This window comes from Actinomadura madurae, assembly GCF_047130825.1.
Lineage (GTDB): Bacteria > Actinomycetota > Actinomycetes > Streptosporangiales > Streptosporangiaceae > Spirillospora > Spirillospora madurae.
Map to the genome: position 1 here is coordinate 4,354,998 of NZ_CP083237.1, position 19,016 is coordinate 4,374,013.

General features: G+C 74.3%; 13 protein-coding genes. 8 read left to right on the forward strand and 5 right to left on the reverse strand.

The window, feature by feature from the left end; genetic code table 11:
• Positions 1-68 precede the first annotated feature (68 nt).
• Positions 69-2,906 (reverse strand): PKD domain-containing protein, encoded by a 2,838-nt coding sequence (locus K8Z49_RS19720; RefSeq protein ID WP_412520201.1) that lies wholly within the window; start codon positions 2,904-2,906, stop codon positions 69-71.
• 400 nt (positions 2,907-3,306) lie between these two features.
• On the opposite strand from K8Z49_RS19720, the gene K8Z49_RS19725 reads away from it, so the two are divergent.
• The 8 genes from K8Z49_RS19725 to K8Z49_RS19760 all read left to right on the forward strand — a co-directional run bounded on the left by K8Z49_RS19725 (position 3,307) and on the right by K8Z49_RS19760 (position 14,849).
• On the forward strand, positions 3,307-4,755 hold the full coding sequence (locus tag K8Z49_RS19725; RefSeq protein ID WP_024935985.1) for a hypothetical protein: 1,449 nt from the start codon (positions 3,307-3,309) through the stop codon (positions 4,753-4,755).
• Positions 4,752-5,966: a hypothetical protein gene (locus K8Z49_RS19730; protein ID WP_021599644.1), complete on the forward strand. Its 1,215-nt coding sequence runs from the start codon at positions 4,752-4,754 to the stop codon at positions 5,964-5,966. The genes K8Z49_RS19725 and K8Z49_RS19730 overlap by 4 nt, the downstream gene beginning before the upstream one ends.
• Positions 5,963-6,826: a sulfotransferase domain-containing protein gene (locus K8Z49_RS19735; RefSeq protein ID WP_021599645.1), complete on the forward strand. Its 864-nt coding sequence runs from the start codon at positions 5,963-5,965 to the stop codon at positions 6,824-6,826. The genes K8Z49_RS19730 and K8Z49_RS19735 overlap by 4 nt, the downstream gene beginning before the upstream one ends.
• A 7-nt stretch (positions 6,827-6,833) precedes the next feature.
• Entirely contained in the window at positions 6,834-8,306 is a 1,473-nt protein-coding gene (locus tag K8Z49_RS19740) for a hypothetical protein (RefSeq protein ID WP_075020845.1), read from the forward strand.
• A gap of 89 nt (positions 8,307-8,395) precedes the next feature.
• Positions 8,396-10,564 (forward strand): hypothetical protein, encoded by a 2,169-nt coding sequence (locus K8Z49_RS19745; protein WP_181663128.1) that lies wholly within the window; start codon positions 8,396-8,398, stop codon positions 10,562-10,564.
• The gene (locus K8Z49_RS19750) at positions 10,551-12,218 is read left to right on the forward strand and encodes a polysaccharide biosynthesis C-terminal domain-containing protein (protein WP_412520205.1); all 1,668 of its coding nucleotides are present in this window, start codon (positions 10,551-10,553) and stop codon (positions 12,216-12,218) included. The genes K8Z49_RS19745 and K8Z49_RS19750 overlap by 14 nt, the downstream gene beginning before the upstream one ends.
• A complete protein-coding gene (locus tag K8Z49_RS19755; RefSeq protein WP_250371840.1) occupies positions 12,202-13,536 on the forward strand; it encodes a ParB N-terminal domain-containing protein in 1,335 nt (444 codons plus the stop codon). The genes K8Z49_RS19750 and K8Z49_RS19755 overlap by 17 nt, the downstream gene beginning before the upstream one ends.
• Positions 13,533-14,849 carry an RCC1 domain-containing protein gene (locus K8Z49_RS19760; RefSeq protein WP_024936794.1) on the forward strand — a complete coding sequence of 439 codons (1,317 nt, stop codon included), beginning with the start codon at positions 13,533-13,535 and terminating at the stop codon, positions 14,847-14,849. Before K8Z49_RS19755 ends, K8Z49_RS19760 begins: the two co-directional genes overlap by 4 nt.
• Here the strand turns inward: K8Z49_RS19760 and K8Z49_RS19765 are convergent.
• From K8Z49_RS19765 to cysD, 4 genes are all read right to left on the reverse strand, one after another.
• Positions 14,846-15,712, reverse strand: coding sequence for a hypothetical protein (locus K8Z49_RS19765; protein WP_075020841.1), 867 nt, complete (start codon positions 15,710-15,712; stop codon positions 14,846-14,848). The two genes, K8Z49_RS19760 and K8Z49_RS19765, sit on opposite strands and share 4 nt — an antisense overlap.
• Before the next feature lie 92 nt (positions 15,713-15,804).
• Complete coding sequence (locus K8Z49_RS19770; RefSeq protein WP_412520208.1) at positions 15,805-16,701, reverse strand: glycosyltransferase family 2 protein; 897 nt, start codon at positions 16,699-16,701, stop codon at positions 15,805-15,807.
• 40 nt (positions 16,702-16,741) lie between these two features.
• The gene (locus K8Z49_RS19775) at positions 16,742-18,004 is read right to left on the reverse strand and encodes a sulfate adenylyltransferase subunit 1 (protein WP_024935496.1); all 1,263 of its coding nucleotides are present in this window, start codon (positions 18,002-18,004) and stop codon (positions 16,742-16,744) included.
• A 59-nt stretch (positions 18,005-18,063) separates the two neighbouring features.
• Positions 18,064-18,981 carry a sulfate adenylyltransferase subunit CysD gene (gene cysD, locus K8Z49_RS19780; protein WP_021596076.1) on the reverse strand — a complete coding sequence of 306 codons (918 nt, stop codon included), beginning with the start codon at positions 18,979-18,981 and terminating at the stop codon, positions 18,064-18,066.
• Positions 18,982-19,016 lie beyond the last annotated feature (35 nt).

Below are 19,016 nucleotides of genomic sequence, written 5' to 3' on the forward strand. Positions count from 1 at the left end.
GCGGATCGGAAAGTGGTTGCCCGCCCGCAACGGGGGTTCCAGGGGGTCGCCCCCCTGGGCTAGCACCGCTACCCCTGGAGCAATACCGTCCACATGGCGGCTCTGCTTGCTGCGTCTGTGGTCGCCGTCTTGTTGCCGTAGGTGCCGGTGGGGACGGTGCCGTTGCTGTCGACGATCAGGCTGGTGATGCGGCCGCTGCCGGAGCCGATGCCCGTGCCTCGGGTCTCGACGCCGGACGGTGCCGTCCAGGAGGTGGTGCTGGACGACTTGTCGCCCCAGTAGGTGATGGCCCACATACCGGCGGCGGCGACGGGCGCGTTGGGGCTGGTGTGCTCGGTCACCGAGCCCGGGTCGGCGCCCTTGGCCACCGCGGCGACCGGGTCGGTGGGGTCGGTGCCCGAGTAGGCGAGGAGCCTGATGTCGGCCTTGGTGTAGTCGCTCAGCTGGATGTTGACGCGGCTGCCGGCGTCGCCGGCCTGGGCCACGCGCTTCCAGAGGATCGAGGTGGCGCTGCCCGCGGTCTGGGTGTCGACCTGGGTCCAGCCGGCCGGCGGTGTCGTCATCGACGCGCTGCCGCTGTTGTAGGTGAGCACCATGATCATGCCGTCGCCGGGCTGGACGGCCGGGGGGACGTCGGCGTAGGCGGTCGTGACGTTGGCGTTGCCGCCCGCGCCGCCGCGGTAGGCGATGTTCACCTGGTTCGGCGCGACCGTGACCGTCTGGGACTTGGTGCCCTTGCCGCCGCGGTTGTCGGTGACCGTCAGCTTGACCGTGTAGGTGCCTGCCTCGTCGTAGGCGTGTTCCGGGGTGGCGCCGGTGCCGGTCTCGCCGTCGCCGAAGTCCCACTCGTACGAGGCGATCGTGCCGTCGGGGTCGGACGAGCCGGAGGCGTTGAAGGCGCAGTCGAGCGCGTCGCAGTTGCTGGTGAACGCGGCGTTCGGGGTCTGGTTCGGGGTCCCGGCGTAGAGGAAGACCGTCCGGCCCCGCCAGTCGGCGGTGCTGACCTCGGTCGGGGATCCCGAGGGCACGCCGGCCGCGGAGAACGCGACCCGGTACAGCCGGCCGTTGGAGTTGTTGACGTAGTAGAGCTTGCCGTCGTCGACGAACATGCCGCCGACGGAGCTCCAGCTCATGCCGGGCAGGTTGCCGACGGCGGTGGACTCCTGCGCGCCGACGACGTTGCTCTCCGGGTTGAAGGTCCGGAAGTACAGCGCGGACTGGCCGCGCGTGTAGTAGATCCGGCCGTTGGAGAAGAACATGCCGGCGATGTTCTGCACCTGCGAGTGCCAGGTGCTCATGTTGACGAGCTGGTCGCCGGTGTCGATGGCGGTGGGGGTGCCGAGGGCGGTGCCGTCGAAGGAGCGCCGGTTGAACGAGCCGTCCGAGGCGCCGTAGAACAGCTCGCCGTTCACCATGAAGGCGCCGCGGGCGGTCCGCCAGTCGACCCCGGCGGTGCCGTCGGCGACCTCGGCGCCGGTGGTGGTGCCGTCGAACGAGCGGTGCTTGAGGTAGTTGGCGGCGCCGACGCCGATGCCGCCGCCCGAGTAGACGTTGCCCGGCAACTCGCCGGTGTTGTACGCGGGGACGGTCGTGCCGCCGCCGAGGGGGAACAGCGCGAGCTTCTGGTGGAACTCGCCGCCGATGTTGTCGGTGTCGCTGCCGACCCACAGGCCCTCGTCGGTGGCGAGCATGTCGAAGACGCCGACGCCCTTGTCCCGTCCGGGGTTCCAGCGGAACGGCAGGCCGCTCTCGGGGTCGAGCGCGGCGATGCCCTCGCGGCCGACGGCGCCCTGGCCGGGGCGGTCGCCGGCGAACGGGTTGTTGGCCCAGCGGAAGTGCCCGCCGACGTAGACGGCGGTGTCGGTGATCTCGACGGCGTAGCTGGTGTCGCCGCCGGTGTAGTTCACCCAGGTCGGCTGCTGGCCGCCGCCGGCCGCGGCGCTCTCCCAGCGGGCCTGGGTGTCGCACAGCTTGGACGAGCCGCCGTAGGCGCCGGTGGTCGTGACGACGAAGTACCGCCCGTCCGGAGAGAACTCGACGTCGCGCATGTAGGTGTCGAAGGACTGCGAGCACTGGTCGCCGTAGCGGGTGGTGTCCCAGTTCGCGAGGCTCGCGGCGGTGCCGGTCAGGTCCACCATGACGATCTGGCGGCGGGTGCTGCCCGCGACCGAGCTGAAGTTGCCGATGCCGACGAGCTTGGAGCCGTCGGGGCTGATGTCCATCTTGTAGATCTGGGTGACGCCGTCGCCGGTCTGGGTGCCGGCGATGTTCAGGTTCGCGAAGTCGTCGCGGGCGCCGGTCTGCGGGTCGAGGGTGGCGAGGGCGGGGCGCGCGGCGCCGCCGGCGGTGGCGAAGGTGCCGCCGACGTACAGCCGGCCGCCGGCCAGCCGCAGGTCGCGGACGCGGGCGTCGAGCTGCGGGTTGAACGAGGTGATGGGGGCGCCGGTCTGGGCGTTGATCCGGGCGAGGACGAAGTGCCGGACGCCGTTGATCTCGCTGAAGTTGCCGCCGACGTAGATGGACTGGCCGTCGGGGGCGGGCAGCAGCGCGCTCGCCTCGCCCTTGTTGAGGCTGGGCGTGAAGGACGGGTCGATCGCGCCGGTGGCGGCGTCGAAGGCGAACAGCCGGTTGCGGGTGAGGGTGGGCTTGCCCGATCCCGCCTCCCTGACCTGGGTGAAGGAGCCGCCGACGTAGATCTTCGCGCCGATCTTGATGATCGACTTGACCTCGCCGTCCAGGACGTTCGGCGTGCTGTTCGCCGGATCGGCGCTGACGATCCGGCCGTGGTCGGGCTCGGACCCCCTCTGGTCCGCGCTGGCGGGACCGGTGACGGCAAGGCTCCCCGTCAGCGTTCCCAGTGCGAGCGCGGCCCCCGCGGCCAGAGCCCCCCACCTGCGTCTGCCCATCGACCCCTCCGTGCACGTAGAAGTAGAAGCGCCGTGTCTTGCCTGCGAAGGCAGACGGCGCCGCGCAATCGTAGCCAGCGGGCCGTGCGGCCAGCCGTTGCGATCAGCAACTTTCCGGTTCCGGTCACCGGACGGCGTCGCGATCGGGCCGGCGTCGGGCGTTCACGCGCATGCGCGGGCACGTCCATCGCGCCCCGCGGGGTACGCTGCGCACCTCGGAAGGACGCCTCCCCGGCCCCGGCGGACGACCGGATCCGGTGGCCGGATCCGGCCACGGGCCGTTGTCGCCCCTGGCAGACGGCAGGACGTCCTCCACCATGCGGCGTGCGTCCGGGGCCCGGACGGCGCGGTCCGCGCACCCGACGGTGCGTCCAGGGGAACGGAGTGGTGATTGGCCGGGATGCGAGGGATCGCGGGGAGCACACCCCTCGCGCCGCCGCGGCTCCTGCCGTGGCGGTTGCGGCCGGGGTGGCCGCTCGGCCTCGCGCTGCTCGGCTTCCCGCTGTGGTGGGTGCTCGGCCTGGCCAACGTCGTGCTGCTGGTCGCCAGCGTGCCGATGGCGATGACGCTGTGGCGGCGGCGCGGCACGCTCGTCGCGCCGAGCGGGTTCGCGGCGTGGCTGTTCTTCCTGGTGTGGGTCATGCTGGGCGTGCTCGTGCTGTGGGCGGACGCGCCCCTCGCCGAGCCCGGCGGCGGGTTCAGCCGGGTCCTCGTCTACGGCTACCGGCTCGCCTGGTACCTGTCGTTCACGATCGTGCTGCTCTACGTCGGCAACATGAGCGAGCGGGAGCTGCCCTCCGGACGGGTCGGCAGGCTGCTCGGGTTCATGTTCGTCGTGACGACGATCGGCGGCCTGATCGGATCGTTCTTCCCGTCGATCCAGCTCACCTCGCCGGTGGAGATGCTGCTGCCGCAGGGGTTGACGAGCAACTCCTTCGTCCGCGACATCGTCCACCCGAAGGTCGCCGACATCGAGTCGATCCTCGGGTTCGAGCAGTCCCGGCCGATGGCCCCGTTCGCGTACGCGAACACCTGGGGCGCCGCCTACGCGTTCTTCCTCCCGTACTTCCTGCTCACCTGGATCGTGCGCGCCTCGACGCGGCGCCGGGTGTTCGCGCTGGCCGTCCTCGTCGCGTCGCTGTGGCCGGTCGTGTACTCGCTGAACCGGGGCCTGTGGCTGGCGCTCGGCGCGATCGGGCTGTTCGGCGTCGTCAAGCTCCTCCAGGTCGGCGGGCCCCGGGTCATCGCCTGGACGGCGGGCCTGGCGGCGGCCGGCGCGATCGTGGTGGCGCTGTCGCCGCTGCCGGGGCTCGTCCAGGACCGGCTGGACAACCCGCACAGCAACAACCGCCGGACGCTGCTCGCGGAGGAGACCACCCGCAGCGCCCTGACCGGGTCCCCGCTGGTCGGGTTCGGGTCCACCCGCAACGTGCAGGGCGACCTCGGCCAGGTCTCCGGCGGCGACAAGATCGGCTGCAAGGCGTGCGGGTCGCCGCCGCTCGGCACCCAGGGCCACCTGTGGCTGCTGCTGTTCGCCAACGGCGTGGTCGGGACGATCGTCTTCTGCGCGTTCTTCGCGATCCGGTTCCTGCGGCACTGGCGGGAACGCGGCGCGTACTCGCTGGCGGGCTGCGCCGTCCTGATCGCCTGCGGGCTTTTCATGATCACTTACGACATGGTGGAGGTACCGCTGTACACGGTGATGATCGCGGTGGCGCTGATGTGGCGGGCGAGCAGGGACGCCCGCTCCGCGGCGCGGCCGCGTCCCCGCCCCCGCGCGCTCGGCGGGGAGCAGGCCGAGGACCCGGCCGGCGAGCCGGCCGCGGAGGCCGTGGAGGCCGCCCGATGAGCGGCGGCGAGACGGAGACGCGGGCCGCCTGGATCGCGGCGGTCCGGGAGCTGTGGCCGGACGCGCGGGTCGAGGCGGTCGGGCCCGGACGGTCCGGGGACGCGCGCCGCGAGCTGGCGTTCCTGCCGGACGCCGAGCATCCGCGGCTGCTCGTCCCGGCGGGCCTGCCGCGCGCCACCGCGGCGGCGCTGCGCCGCTACAGCCACGACCTCGGTCTCAAGCAGCGCGCCACCCGCGGGCTGACGGCGGCGGCCGTGCGCACCGGGCTGCCCGAGCGGACGCTGCACGACCGGCTCCGCGTCACCGGCGGCGGCGCGTCCATCGAGGACCGGCTGGCCGAGCTGCTCGGCCGGCAGGTCGTCGTCAGCGTCGGCCTCGGCAGTGCGCGCGCGAACCGCAAGCCGATCCTGCACGTGCTGTCGCCGCGCGGGGAGCCGGTCGCGTTCGTCAAGGTCGGCGACACCGGCACGGCCCGTGGCCTGCTCGCCGGGGAGGCCGCCGCGCTGGCCTACCTGAACGAGCACCTGCCCCGGCCCGGGTCCCGCGGGCGGCTGCACGTCCCCGGACTGCTCCACCACGGCACCTGGAACGGCCTGGACCTGCTCGTCCTGGAGCCGCTCCCGACCAGCGCGCTCGGCTGGCGCCCGCGCGGGCGGGCCCCGGTCGCCGAGATGCGGACGCTGTTCGAGGTCGGCGGCGTCGAGCGGGCACCGCTGCGCGACAGCGGCTTCTGGGACGGGATGACCGCGAGCCCGGCCGGGATCCTTGACGAGCGGCAGCGCACCGCCTTCGGCGACGTCGTCGAGGGCGTCGGCAAGGCGCACGGCGACCTGGCCCTGGACTTCGGGGCCTGGCACGGCGACTGGACGCCGTGGAACATGGCCTGGTACCGCGGCGTCCTGCGCCTGTGGGACTGGGAGCGCTTCGCGCGGGGCGTCCCGAACGGGTTCGACCTGCTGCACTACCGGCTCCAGGAGGCGATGCGGACCGCACCGGGCCCGCCGTACGCCGCGTGGCCGGACGGGGCCGCCGCCGTGCTGCGGCCGCTCGGGCTGGCGGGCGCCGCCGCGGAGGCGACCGTCCGGCTCTACCTGCTGGAGCTGTGCCGCCGCTACCTGCTGGCCGCCCAGGAGCCGATCGGCGGGCCGCTGCGCGCCGACACCGAGCGCCTGCTCGGCCTCCTGCGCACCGACCTTGGGAGGAATCCGTGATCTCACGCCGCGACGCCCCCCAGTGGGTCAAGGAGGCGGGCCGGGCCGCGACGCGCGCCGGCGGCCGGCTGACCTCCGGCGCCCGCATGCTCCCGGACTTCCTCATGGTCGGCACCCAGCGCGGCGGCACCACCTCACTGTTCCGGGCGCTGGCCGCGCACCCGGCGGTCGTCCAGCCGAACTTCCACAAGGGCGTGCACTACTTCGACGTCAACTACCCGCGCGGGCTCGGCTGGTACCGGGGGCACTTCCCCGTCCGGACGCTCGCCGAGAGGCGCGCGGACGGGGCCGCTCCGCAGGCGTTCGAGTCCGCCGGCTACTACATGCACCACCCGCTCGCGCCGGAGCGGATCGCGCGGGACCTGCCCGGCGTGAAGCTCATCGCGCTGCTGCGCGACCCGGTCGTGCGCGCCTACTCCGCGCACAAGCACGAGCTCGCCCGCGGGTTCGAGACCGAGCCGTTCGAGCGGGCCCTGGACCTGGAGCCCGAGCGGCTCGCCGGCGAGGTCGAGAAGATCAAGGCCGATCCCGGGTACGTGAGCCACGGCCACCGGCACCACTCCTACCTGGACCGCGGCCAGTACGCCGACCAGATCGAGCGGCTCTTCGAGCTGTTCGGGCGCGAGCGGGTGCTGGTGCTGTACGCGGAGGACTTCTTCTCCGAGCCCGAGCCCTGCTACGACTCCGCCCTGGACTTCCTCGGGCTGCCGCGGTGGCGGCCCGCGTCGTTCGAGCGGCACAACGCCCGGCCCGGATCGCCGCTGCCGGACCGTCTGCAGCGCCGCCTGGCCGACCACTACGCCCCCTGGGACGACAAGCTCGCCGCCCTGCTCGGCGCCGAACCCGCCTGGCGGCGATGAGGCCGCGATGAGCAAACGCATCCTCGGGCCGTCCAGCGTGCAGGCGGAGCCTCCGCTCGCGCCGGACTCCATCCCGGTCACCCGGTACGCGGGCGCGGTCCGCCGGCACCTGGCGGCCCTCCTGATCGCGGTCGTGGCCGGGTGCGGGGTCGGCGTCGCGAAGATCATGCTGACGCCGGCCACCTACACCGCGCGGATCTACGTGCTGGCGCCGCCGGTCACGCTGCATCCCGGCATCGAGCGCGGGTCGGCGATCGACACCAACACCCGCGCGCCCCGCGAGACCACGATGGACACCGAGGCCCAGCTCGTGTGGTCGGACGCGGTGCTGTCGCGGCTGCGGGAGCGGCCCGGCTTCGACGCGTCCGACGAGGAGCTGCGCGAGCGCATCGACCTGACCGTGCCGTCCAACACGCACGTGCTGACGATCGGCGTGCGGGCCGGCACGCCCCGGACCGCCAAGGACGGCGCCCAGGTCGTCGCCGACGCCTACCTGGGGCTGCGCACGAAGATCATGGGCCAGGTGCAGGAGAGCAACCGGCTGGCGCTGGAACAGAACGTCGAGCTGCTGAAGAGGCAGCTCGCCGCGCTGCCCGGCGACGAGGACGAGCTGCGCCGGCTCACCACGCGCACCCGCCGGCAGGCGCTCGTGAAGCAGATCCGCGACGTGGAGAAGCAGGTCGCCGCCACCAAGGCCAAGGCGGAGCAGCCCGGCGAGGTGCTGCGCACCGCGCCGCTGCCCGAGCGGCGCGACGACCCCGAGCGCGACATCTCCGGCGCCACCGGCCTCGGGCTCGGCCTGCTCGGCTGGATCGGCTACGTGCTGGTCCGCGAGACGCGGCCGCGCCGGATCCGGCGGCCCGCCGACCTCCGGCTGCACAGCCGCCACCCGATCATGGTGGAGGCGGCGACGCTCGGCGGCGGCCACCGCGAGGTCGCGCGGCGGCTGCGCAACCTGGTCTTCGACGCCGAGGCCACCACGGTGCTCGTCGCCGGCGTTCCCGGGACCGCGGGCACCGAGATCGCCTACGAGCTGGCCGAGCTGTGCACCGAGGGCGGCTCGCCGACGACCGTGCTGCGGATCGCCGCGCAGGGCGAGGGCGCCGAGCCGGAGCGCCCCGGGCGGGCGCCCCGCTCGTTCAACGTCCGGCTGGTGCGCAGCGACGACGACCGGCAGCTCACCCGCGCCGTCGACAAGGCGGGCCGGGTGTCGCGCATCGTCGTCATCACCACCCCCGACATCAACGGCGCCGACACCATCGCCGCGGCCGGGGCCAGCGACCTGGCCCTGGTCGTGGCCGAGCGGGGACGCGCCCTCGACCGCGAGGTCGCGAGCGGGGTGCTGGCCCTCGACCAGGCCGCCAACCCCGCCCGCGTCATCGTGCTCACCGCCCCCGCGCTCCGCGGCCCCGCACCCCGGGAGCCGCGGCGCGCACCCGGCCGCACCCCGGCGCGGGCCACCGCTCCCGGACGAGGTTGAGATGAACGGAACCGTCCCCGTGCAACGCGCGGTTAAAGTCGTGGAGAACATTCCGTCGAGCACGATTCGGATCGATGAGGGGGATCGTCGTGGGAGCTGACCAGACGGCCGACCCACAGGGAGGGCACCTGCTGTCCCTGGTCCGGCGGTACACGGCCGCGCTGATCGTGCTCGCCGTGCTCGGCACCGGCGCCGGCGTCGCCCTGGAGATCGCCGTGCCGCCGCCGTTCAAGGCGACCGCGACGGTGCTGGTGAGCCCGCTGGAGGGCAACCCGTACTCGCCGGAGGGCCGCGGCGACGACCTGGTGAACCTGCAGACGGAGGCGCAGCTCGTCTCCACCGACAGCGTCGCCAAGATCGTCGAGAAGAAGCTCGGGCAGGAGGCGGAGGGCGACATCGCCGTCTCCGTCCCGCCCAACACGCAGGTGCTCAACCTCACCTACACGGCGGGCAGCTCCGGGCAGGCCCGCTCGGGCGCGCAGGCGTTCGCCGACGCCTACCTGGAGTACCGGACGCAGCGGGCGCAGAGCGTGGTGAACAACCAGCTCGCCAAGCTCAAGACGCAGGCCGCCCGGGTCGAGCGGCTGCTGCAGCGGGCCAACAACGAGCTGGCCGCGTCCTCCGGCTCCCGCCGCTCCACCCTCCAGCAGCGCGTCACCGCCTACACCAACCAGCTCGGCGTGATCGACGAGCAGTCCAACGACATCGCGAGCACCCCGCTCGACCCCGGCCAGGTCATCACCCCGGCGGACGCGCCGAGCGGCCCCGGCATCATCCGGCCCGCGATGTACGGCGCCGGCGGCCTGGTCCTCGGGCTGGTCGCCGGGTTCGTGATCATGCTGCTGCGGGAGCGGCTGAACCAGCGGCTGCGCAACACCGAGGCGATCGAGGGCCTCGGCGTCCGGACGCTGTCGGCGATCCCGGCGGGCGGCCCGCCCGGCGACACCCTCGCCCTGGTCAGCGCGCCCAAGAGCCCGGCCGGCGAGGCCTACCGGCGGCTGCGCGCCGCGGTCGTGGCGACCGCGCCGCAGACCCCGGTGGCGCTGCTGGTCAGCAACGCCACCCCGGGCGGCAGCGCCCGGCTGGCCAGCGCCAACCTCGCGGTCTCGCTGGCGTTCGCCGGCGCCAAGACGATCATGATCGACGCCACCACCGAGGACGTCGACGTGAGCGGCCTGTTCGGCGCGCGGGCCGGCAAGGGCCTGTCGGACACGCTGCTCAGCGGCACCGACCCGGCGACCCTGCTGATCCACACCGACTCCCAGCTGCGGCTGCTGCCGCGCGGGCCGCGCGCCCGCGAGGCCGCGCACCGGTTCAGCGGCCCGCGGATGCGCGAGACCGTGAAGGTGCTGCGCCGCCGCAGCGAGTACCTCATCGTGAACGCGGCGAGCCTGCACGACGCGGACGCGCAGGCGCTGTGCACCTTCGTGGACGCGGTCGTCCTGGTGGTCAACCAGGGCGTGACGACGCGGGAGGAGCTACGCCAGGCGTACGTGGAGGCCGAGCGCGCCGGCGTCACCGTGCTGGGCGCCCTGCTGGAGCCGCCGGAGCAGCGCGGGCGCTCGCAGCGTCCCGCCGCGCAGCCCCGCCGGGCCCGGCCGCCCCAGGGCGGCGAGATGCGGGGCGCCGCGGGCGAGCCGCGCGGCGGTGAGCGCCACGCCGCCCCCGAGGCGTCGCTCGCCTGGGCTGACGACCCCGCGGCCGACGACGTCCGGCCCGCCGGGCGCGGCGAGGAGAAGCCGGGCTACTGGCCGGGCATGCCGCAGGACGAGGCCGAGGCGGACGCCGCCGAATCCGCGACGATGACCACGCAGGCGCTGCCGCAGGTCGGCCAGCAGCCCCGCACGGGCGAGGCGCGGCCGGCCCCGTCCCGCCGCCGCGGCGCGCCGCGGCCGGAGGGGCGCCGCCGCGCCCTCCCGCCCTCGCTGGACCCGCCGTCCGGGCCGGGCAAGCCCGTCGCCCCCCGGCCGGTCTCCCCGACCGACGTCACCCAGGGCACCGGGACGGCGCGTCCGCGCACGCCGTCCGGCGCGGAGGCCCCGGAGGCGGTGGAAGCCGCCGACCCGGAGACCGAGGCGGCGCTGGAGTCGGCGTCGTCGCGCACGCAGGAGGACATCTCCAAGTACATGCCGCCCGACCTGCCCGACGACGGCACCGACGCGCCGCTCCCCGCGAAGCCCTCGGGCGCCGCGCCCGGGGAGGTCGCGCCGCGCTACGGCAAGAAGCCGCACAAGGCCGGCCGCCATGCCGGGTCCTGACCCGGGGGCGGCGGCGGACGAGCGGAAACCGGGCGGGCCGGACTCCGGCCCCAACCTGAACAGGCTGGCCAGGGGCGGCGCCCTGAACCTGGTGGGCGCCGGCGTCGCGGGCGTCCAGGGCCTCGCGCTGGTCTTCATCGTCGCGCACCTGTACTCGCAGCGGATCGCGGGCACGTTCTTCGCGGCGACGTCGCTGTTCATCATCCTGCAGGCGGTCTCGGGCCTCGGCACCGACGCGGGCCTGCTGCGCTGGGTACCCCGCCATCTCGCGCTCGGCGACCGGGACGCGGCGCGGCGGACGGTGCCGGTGGCGCTCGTCCCGGTCGTGGCCACGGCCGCGGCCGGCGGGCTCGCGCTGGCCCTCACCGCGCCGTGGACGGCCGGGCACATCGGCGCCGGCGACCCCGGCCAGGCCGTGGACATGGTGCGGGTGCTGGCGCTGTTCCTGCCGCTCGCCGGCGCGCACGACGCCCTCCTCGCGGCCACCCGGGGCCACGGCTCGATGCGGCCCACCGTCCTCGTCGACAAGATCCTGCGGCAGACGCTCCAGGTCGCCGGGGTGGTCGCGGCGGCGCTGCTGGCCGACGACGCGGTGTGGCTCGCGCTGGCCTGGGCGGCGCCCTACCTGCCCTGCCTGGTCGTGGCCGCGCTCTGGTACCTGAAGATCAGCCGGGCCGGCCGCGCCACCGCCACCGCCACCGCGGGCACCCCGCCGGCCGCGGCCGGGTGGCGGCCGCTCGCGGGCGGGTTCTGGCGCTTCACGGCGCCGCGCGCCTTCGCGCAGATCTGCCAGACGGCGTTCCAGCGCGCCGACATCGTGCTCGTCGCGGCGCTCAGCTCGCCGCGCGAGGCGGCGGTGTACACGGCCGCGACCCGGTTCATCGTGATCAGCCAGCTCGTCACGCAGGCCGTGCAGAACGTGATGCAGCCCGCGGTGAGCCGGCTGATGGCGCTCGCCGACCATGCCGGAGCGCAGCGGATCTTCGCCGTGTGCGCGTCCTGGAACCTCGCGCTCGCCTGGCCCGTGCACCTGTCGATCGCCGTCGGCGCCCCGGTCTACGTGGGCTCGTTCGGCGAGGGGTACCGCGGGACGGGCGAGGTCGTCACGGTGATCCTCGCGATGGCGATGCTGGTGGCGACCGCGACCGGCGCCCGCGACGTGATGCTGCTGATGGCGGGCCGCAGCGGGCTGAGCCTGGTCAACCAGAGCACCGCGCTCGGGGTGAACCTGGTGCTGAACGTGCTGCTGATCCCGCCGTTCGGGATCGCCGGGGCGGCGATGGCGCGGGCGTGCGGGCTGCTCGTCCGGACGCTGCTGGCCCTCGTCCAGGTCCGCCGGATCCTCGGCATGAGCCCGGCGAGCGCGGGCCTGTTCTGGGCGGGCGGCTCGGCGCTGGTGAGCTTCGCGGCGCTGCCGCTGGCCGTCCGGCTCGTGGCCGGATCCAGCCCCGCCGCGCTCGCATGTGCCCTGGTCCCGGGTGCGATCCTGTACTTTGCCCTACTGTGGGCCGGCCGCGAGCGGCTGGCCCTGACCGCCTTCGCCTCCCTGCTGCCGGGGAGGCGCGGCCGCGCCGCGTCCGCGCCCGCGGGCGCCCCCGCCCCGCCGGCCACCGACACGACACCTGCCAGGAGCGTCCATGCCCACGGGAATTGACATGCCGGGAATGCAGCGGGTCCGCCGCAAGTCCCGGGCGGTGCTGCGCAAGAGCGGACTCGCGCCGAGCGGCCCGGTGTACGGGCGCCTGGTGGACGCGGGCCGGTCGCTGCCGATCCCGGCGGCGGCGCGCGTGGCGGTGTCCACGGCGGTGCTGCGCCGCCCGTGGAAGGTGCCGGTCCGGTTCGACCAGCTGCTCGTCGGCGCGCAGGGCGGCTGGACGGCCCGCGAGTTCGCCGAGCGCACCGGCGACCTGCTGTGGCCGTCCACCCCGTTCCTGGACGGCCCCCACGTCGCCCTGCTGCGGCTCGCGGACGAGCGTCCGGACCTGACCGACGAGGAGATCCTCGCCAGCGGCTACGGCCGGCTGGGGCTGCGCTGCATCGAGGCGGGCGGCGACTACTTCGGCGGCACCGACGAGGCCGGCGTGCTCGCCGCCGCCCGCGCGTTCATCGCCCGGTACCGCGGCGAGGAGGTGCCCGGCGCGCAGCCGCGCCCGCAGCAGAGCGGCCCGCAGGACCCGGTGCTCGTCGCGCCCGTCCGCGGCTCCGACCAGTACCAGATCCTCGACGGCCACCACCGGCTCGCGATCGCCGCGATGAGCGGCGCGGACGGCGGCAACGTCGTCGCCAAGTGGCTGCCCGTCACCACTCCCCTCCAGGACCTGCTGCTCAAGATGAGCTGGCTCGACGGCACGCACGAGCTGTACCAGCCGGTCGACGCGCCCGAGCTGCGGTCGGGGTGGACGACGGTCCGGCAGTGCACCGACCGGCTCGCCAAGATGGACGCCTTCCTCGCCGAGCGCGGCATCGCCGGGGGCCGCTACCTGGACGTCGCCAGCTGCTACGGCTGGTTCGTCGCGGAGATGGCCGAGCGCGGCTTCGACGCCGAGGGCATCGAGCGCGACCCGCTCGCCGTCCCGCTCGGGCAGGCCGTCTACGGGCTCCCGGACGGCGTCGTCTCCACCGGTGACTGCGTCGAGTTCCTCGGCGGCCACGACGCCGGCCGCTGGGACGTGGTGTCCTGCTTCAGCCTGCTGCACCACTTCGTCCTCGGCCGCGGCTCCGTCAGCGCCGAGGAGCTGATCCGGCTGCTCGACCGGGCCACCGGCCGGGTCCTGTTCTTCGACACCGGCCAGGACAACGAGGCGTGGTTCGCCGAGTCGCTGCGCGGCTGGGACCCGGCCCGCGTCGAGCGGTTCCTGCGCGAGCACACCGGCTTCGACGAGATCGTCGACCTCGGTCCCGACGACGACGCCCGCCCGCCCTACGAGGACAACTACGGCAGGCACCTGTTCGCCTGCGTCCGCGCGGCGTGACCGCCGCACGCCGCTCGCTCGCCGCGCTGCTGGCCGTCCCGGCGGTCCTCGCGGCGGCCGCGTGCGGCACGGCCGCGCCCGCGGAGCGGCCGCGCCCCTCCCCGCCGCCGCCCATCGGGGCCGCGGCCGGCGGGACCGGCGCCGTCTGGACGAGCGGCCTCAACTCCAACGGGCAGCTCGGCCGCCCCGGACCGGCGGTCGACCCGCGGCTCGGCCCGGTCACCGGCCCCGGCGGCCGGGGCGTGCTCGACGGGGCGCGCGCCGTCGCGGGCGGCGGGCGGCACTCGCTGGCGGTCCTCGCGAGCGGCGAGGTGGTCGCCTGGGGCGCCAACGAGGACGGCCAGCTCGGCGACGGCACCGCCCGCGACAGCGCCGTCCCGGTGCCCGTCCGCGCGGCCGACGGGCGTCCCGGACGGCTGGACGGCGTGGTCGCCGTCAGCGCCAACACCGACTTCTCCATGGCGCTGCGGAGCGACGGGACGGTGGTGACGTGGGGCGAGGGCTCGTCCGGCCAGCGCGGCACCGGCGACCGCACCGCCCCGCGCGTCCCCACGACCGTGCGGTCGCCGGACGGGCGCGGGCCGCTCCGCGACATCGTCGCGATCGCCGCCGACGGGCGCACCGAGCTGGCGCTGCGCCGCGACGGGCAGGTGCTCGCGTGGGGCGCCAACGCCTACGGCATGATCGGCGACGGCACCCGGGAGAACCGGCCGCTGCCGGTGCCGGTGCGCGGCCTGGACGGCGCCGGGCGGCTCCGGAACGCCGTCCGCGTCGCGGTCGGCGGCCAGCACGGCCTGGCGCTGCTGCGCGACGGACGGGTGGCGGCGTGGGGCCACAACGATCTCGGGCAGCTCGGCGACGGCTCCCGCCAGGACCGGCTCACCCCCGTTCTCGTGGCGGGCACGGGCGGCAAGGGCGTCCTGCGCGGCGTCACGTCCATCGCCGCGGCGGAGAAGCACAACTACGCGCTGCGCGAGGACGGCACCGTCGTCGCGTGGGGGAACAACACGGCCGGGCAGCTCGGCGACGGGACGCTGGAGCTGCGCGCCGCACCCGTCGCCGTGGCCGGCCGCAAGGCCGAGCGGATGCGGCGCGCCGCGCAGGTGTTCGCGGGCGAGGCGTACGGCGCGGCGATCCTGGCGGACGGGACCACGCTGACGTGGGGCGCGGGCGGCAGCGGCCAGCTCGGCTCGGGCAGGGCCGCGGCCCGCGGCAGGCCCGGCACGCTGGTCACGTCGGACGGCACCGCCCCCGGCAGGGTCCTGTCGGCGGGGGCCGGGGAACGGCACCTGATCCTGCTGGTGGGCTCCTAGGCGTCCTTGGGCGGCTCGGGCTCGCCCCGGCCCGGTTCGCCCGCCTCGGCGGGCTTGGCGGCCTCTGCGGACGGCTGCGCGGCGGGCGGCTGCGGGGCGGGTGCGGGCGGCGGTGCCGCGGCGGCACCGGGCGCGGCAGGGGCGCCGGCGGGCGCGGGGGTCGCCGAGCGGCGGCGCCACAGCAGGAACCCGGCACCGGCGGCCGCCACGGCGACCAGGCCGCCGCCACCGAGCGCGTACGGCAGGACGGAGCCGCCCTCGTCCTGCGGCGGCGCGGCCTCGGCGCCGGCGGCGGGCCCGGTCGGCTGCGCCTGCGCCAGCGTCTTCTCCTCCTGCTGCTGGACGGAGGCCTCCGGCGCGGGCTTGCCGTTGTTGCCGGGCTTGCCGGGCTTCGGCGGCGCGTACTTCGACTCCGGCAGCGTCTGGACGAACTTCAGCAGCGCCAGGTCGGGCTTGCCCCGGCCGGCCTTGACGGCCTTGTCGTAGACGGCCTTCACGCGGGCGGCGGGCAGCGCCGTCGACTTCACCCGGAGCTGGTCGCCGGCCAGCACCGCGTAGGTGCCCTTGCGCTGCATCCGGCCCGGCAGCTGGTTCAGGACGGTGGCGGGGTCGTTCCCCGCGGGCAGGATCGCGATGAACACCGGGACGGACCGGCCCTGCGCCGAGCGCAGCAGCTCCTGCGCGCCGTCCGACTGGTAGTACTTGGCATGCGAGTCGACGTAGTAGCCGCTCTCGGTGATGCCCTCGGCGACCGCGTCGAGGTCGACGTCCGCGAGCGCGGGCGCGGCGGTCAGTCCGAGCGCCGGCACCAGGGCCAGCGCCAGCGTCCCGGACGCGACGATGCGGCGGGAAGAGATGTTCACGGAAGTAGGCTCCTTTTGCGCTGGGATGGCCATGACGTTACCGGCGAGACGTGCGCTGAGGTGGCGAAAGCCCGGGAATGGACGGCCTCGCGTCAGATGCCGCGGCCGCGGGTGTGCAGGGCGAGCAGGACGCGCTTTCCCGAGACGACGCCGGACGCCACCGCGAGGGCGAACGGGACGCGGCGCTCGGTCGGATTCGCCTTGAGAGCGCGCGCCGACCAGCGCAGCGCGTCCCTGCGCCGGCCGACCGTCGCGCACCCGAACGCGAGCTGCCCGTAGACGCGTCCGGCGGCCCCCGGCTCGGCGCCGATCTCCGGGTAGTGCTCCAGGAACCACTCCAGCGCGGCCACCTTCGTCTCCCACGCCTGCGCGTAGTACGACGTCAGCCCCCACAGGACCCGGACGTACGGCTCGTCCACGTTCACGACGGGATGGCGGCGGGCGGCGCGCAGCGCCAGGTCCCAGTCCTCGCCCTGGCTGCCGGGGATCGTCTCGTCCACCATGCCGATCTCGACGAGCGGCTCCCGGCGCGCCACGTAGGTGGACGAGTGGACGCTCATCATCCGGTCGCGGATCAGGGCGTCGTAGGTGACGCGGCCGGTCCCCGCCAGCCGCGGCAGCTGCCGCCCGTCGAAGTCGATCAGGATGCCGGAGCTGCACAGCACCGCGTCCGGCTCGCCCTCCAGCGCCTTCACCTGGGCGGTGAGCTTGCCGGGCAGCCACTGGTCGTCATCGTCGCAGAACGCCACGAGGTCGGTGTCCAGGTGGAGGACGCCGGAGTTGCGGGCGCCGGCGAGGCCCGGCTCCCGGGTGTTGGCGATGACCTCGACGCGGTCGCCCGCGAGCGAGGCGTCCGGCTCGGCCCGGTCGAAGACGACGACGGCGCGCAGCTCGCCGTCGTAGTCCTGCGCCAGCACCGACTCCAGCGCGCGGCGCAGCAGCTCCGGCCGGTTGTGCGTGGGGAGCACGACTCCGACGGATGGGGGCATCGAGGGCCTGCCTTGTAGTTGTGGAGTGGGGGGCGTCCGGTCAGCGCGCGCCGGTGATCATGCCGGCGGCGACGGTGTTGTTGGTGGCCTCGTCGATCAGGATGAAGCCGCCGGTGAGGCGGTTGCGGCCGTAGTCGTCCACGAACAGCGGCTGCGTCACCCGCAGGGAGATGCGGCCGATCTCGTTCAGGCCGAGGCCCTCCGCCTGCTCGTCGCGGTGCAGGGTGTTGACGTCCAGGCGGTAGTGCAGGTCCTTCACCATCGCCTTCGCCGTGCGGGTGGTGTGCTTGATGACCAGCTTCGACCGCGGGGTGAGGGTCCGGTCCGGGGTCATCCAGCAGACCATCGCGTCGATGTCCTGCGCGACCTCGGGACGGTTGTTCGGACGGGCGATCATGTCGCCGCGGGAGATGTCGATGTCGTCGGCGAGCCGGAGCGTCACCGACATCGGCGCGAACGCCTCGGCGACCGGCCCGCGCGGCCCGTCGATGTGGGTGATCGTCGTGGTCAGCCCGGACGGGAGGTGCACGACCTCGTCGCCCGGCTTCAGCACGCCGCCCGCGACCTGGCCCGCGTAGCCGCGGTAGTCGTGCAGGTCGGGGTCGGTGGACGCGTGCGGCCGGATCACGTACTGCACCGGGAACCGCACGTCGATCAGGTTGCGGTCGGAGGCGATGTGGACGTGCTCCAGGTGGTGCAGCAGCGACGACCCCTCGTACCACGGCATGTTCACGCTGCGCTCGACGACGTTGTCGCCGTGCAGCGCCGAGATCGGGATGAACGTCAGGTCCGTCACCTCCAGCTTGGAGGCGAACGACGTGAACTCGTCCACGATCTGCTCGTACACGGCCCGGTCGTAGCCGACGAGGTCCATCTTGTTGATCGCCACGACCAGGTGCGGGACCTGGAGGAGCGTGGTGAGGAACGCGTGCCGCCGCGACTGCTCCAGGATGCCCTTCCGGGCGTCCACGAGGATGATCGCCAGGTCGGCGGTCGAGGCGCCCGTCACCATGTTGCGGGTGTACTGGATGTGCCCCGGCGTGTCGGCGATGATGAACTTGCGGCGCGGCGTCGCGAAGTACCGGTACGCCACGTCGATCGTGATGCCCTGCTCCCGCTCGGCCCGGAGCCCGTCGGTCAGCAGCGCCAGGTTCGTGTACTCCTCGCCGCGCTCGCTGCTGGTGCGCTCCACCGACTCCAGCTGATCCTCGAAGATCGATTTGGAGTCGAACAGCAGCCGGCCGATCAGCGTCGACTTGCCGTCGTCGACGCTGCCGGCGGTGGCGAACCGCAGGAGGTCCATGGTCTTCGCGGGCGGGGTCTTCGCGGCGCCGGTCGCGGCGGCCTGGTCCGTGCCGGCCATCAGAAGTAGCCCTCCTTCTTGCGGTCCTCCATCGCGGCCTCGCTGGTGCGGTCGTCGGCGCGGGTCTGGCCGCGCTCGGTGATCCGCGTCGCCGCGATCTCCTCGATCACCTCGTCCAGCGTCGCCGCGCCGGACTTCACCGCGCCCGTGCAGGACGCGTCGCCGACCGTCCGGTAGCGGACCGTGGCCTCGAACTCCGGCTCGTCATCGGCGCGGTTGGCGTAGCCCGTCTCGGCGTCCAGGAGCAGGCCGTCCCGCTCGAACACGCGCCGGGTGTGCGCGAAGTAGATGGGCGGGAGGTCGAGCTGCTCGCGCCGGACGTAGTCCCAGATGTCCAGCTCGGTCCAGTTCGACAGGGGGAACACGCGGACGTGCTCGCCCTGGACGATCCTCGTGTTGAACAGGTTCCACAGCTCCGGGCGCTGGTTCTTCGGGTCCCACTGGCCGAACTCGTCGCGGAAGGACACCACCCGCTCCTTGGCGCGGGCCTTCTCCTCGTCCCGGCGGGCGCCGCCGAACGCCGCGTCGAACTGGTTCTCCTCGATCGCGTCGAGCAGCGGCGTGATCTGCAGCCGGTTGCGGGACGCCCGGCGCCCCTTCTGCTCGGTGACCCGGCCGCTGTCGATCGCGTCCTGCACCGACGCCACGACCAGCCGGACGCCGAGCTCGGCGACCCGCCGGTCGCGGAACTCGATCACCTCGGGGAAGTTGTGGCCGGTGTCGACGTGCATCACCGGGAACGGGATCGGCGCCGGCCAGAACGCCTTCTGGGCGAGCCGCAGCATCACGATGCTGTCCTTGCCGCCCGAGAACAGCAGCACCGGCCGCTCGAACTCGGCCGCCACCTCCCGGAAGATATGGATCGACTCGGCTTCGAGCACGTCTAGCTGGGACAGCAGGTAATCGGAACGCTGCATGGTCTGGGGCTCTCTCCACGCTGTTCTGGCAGATG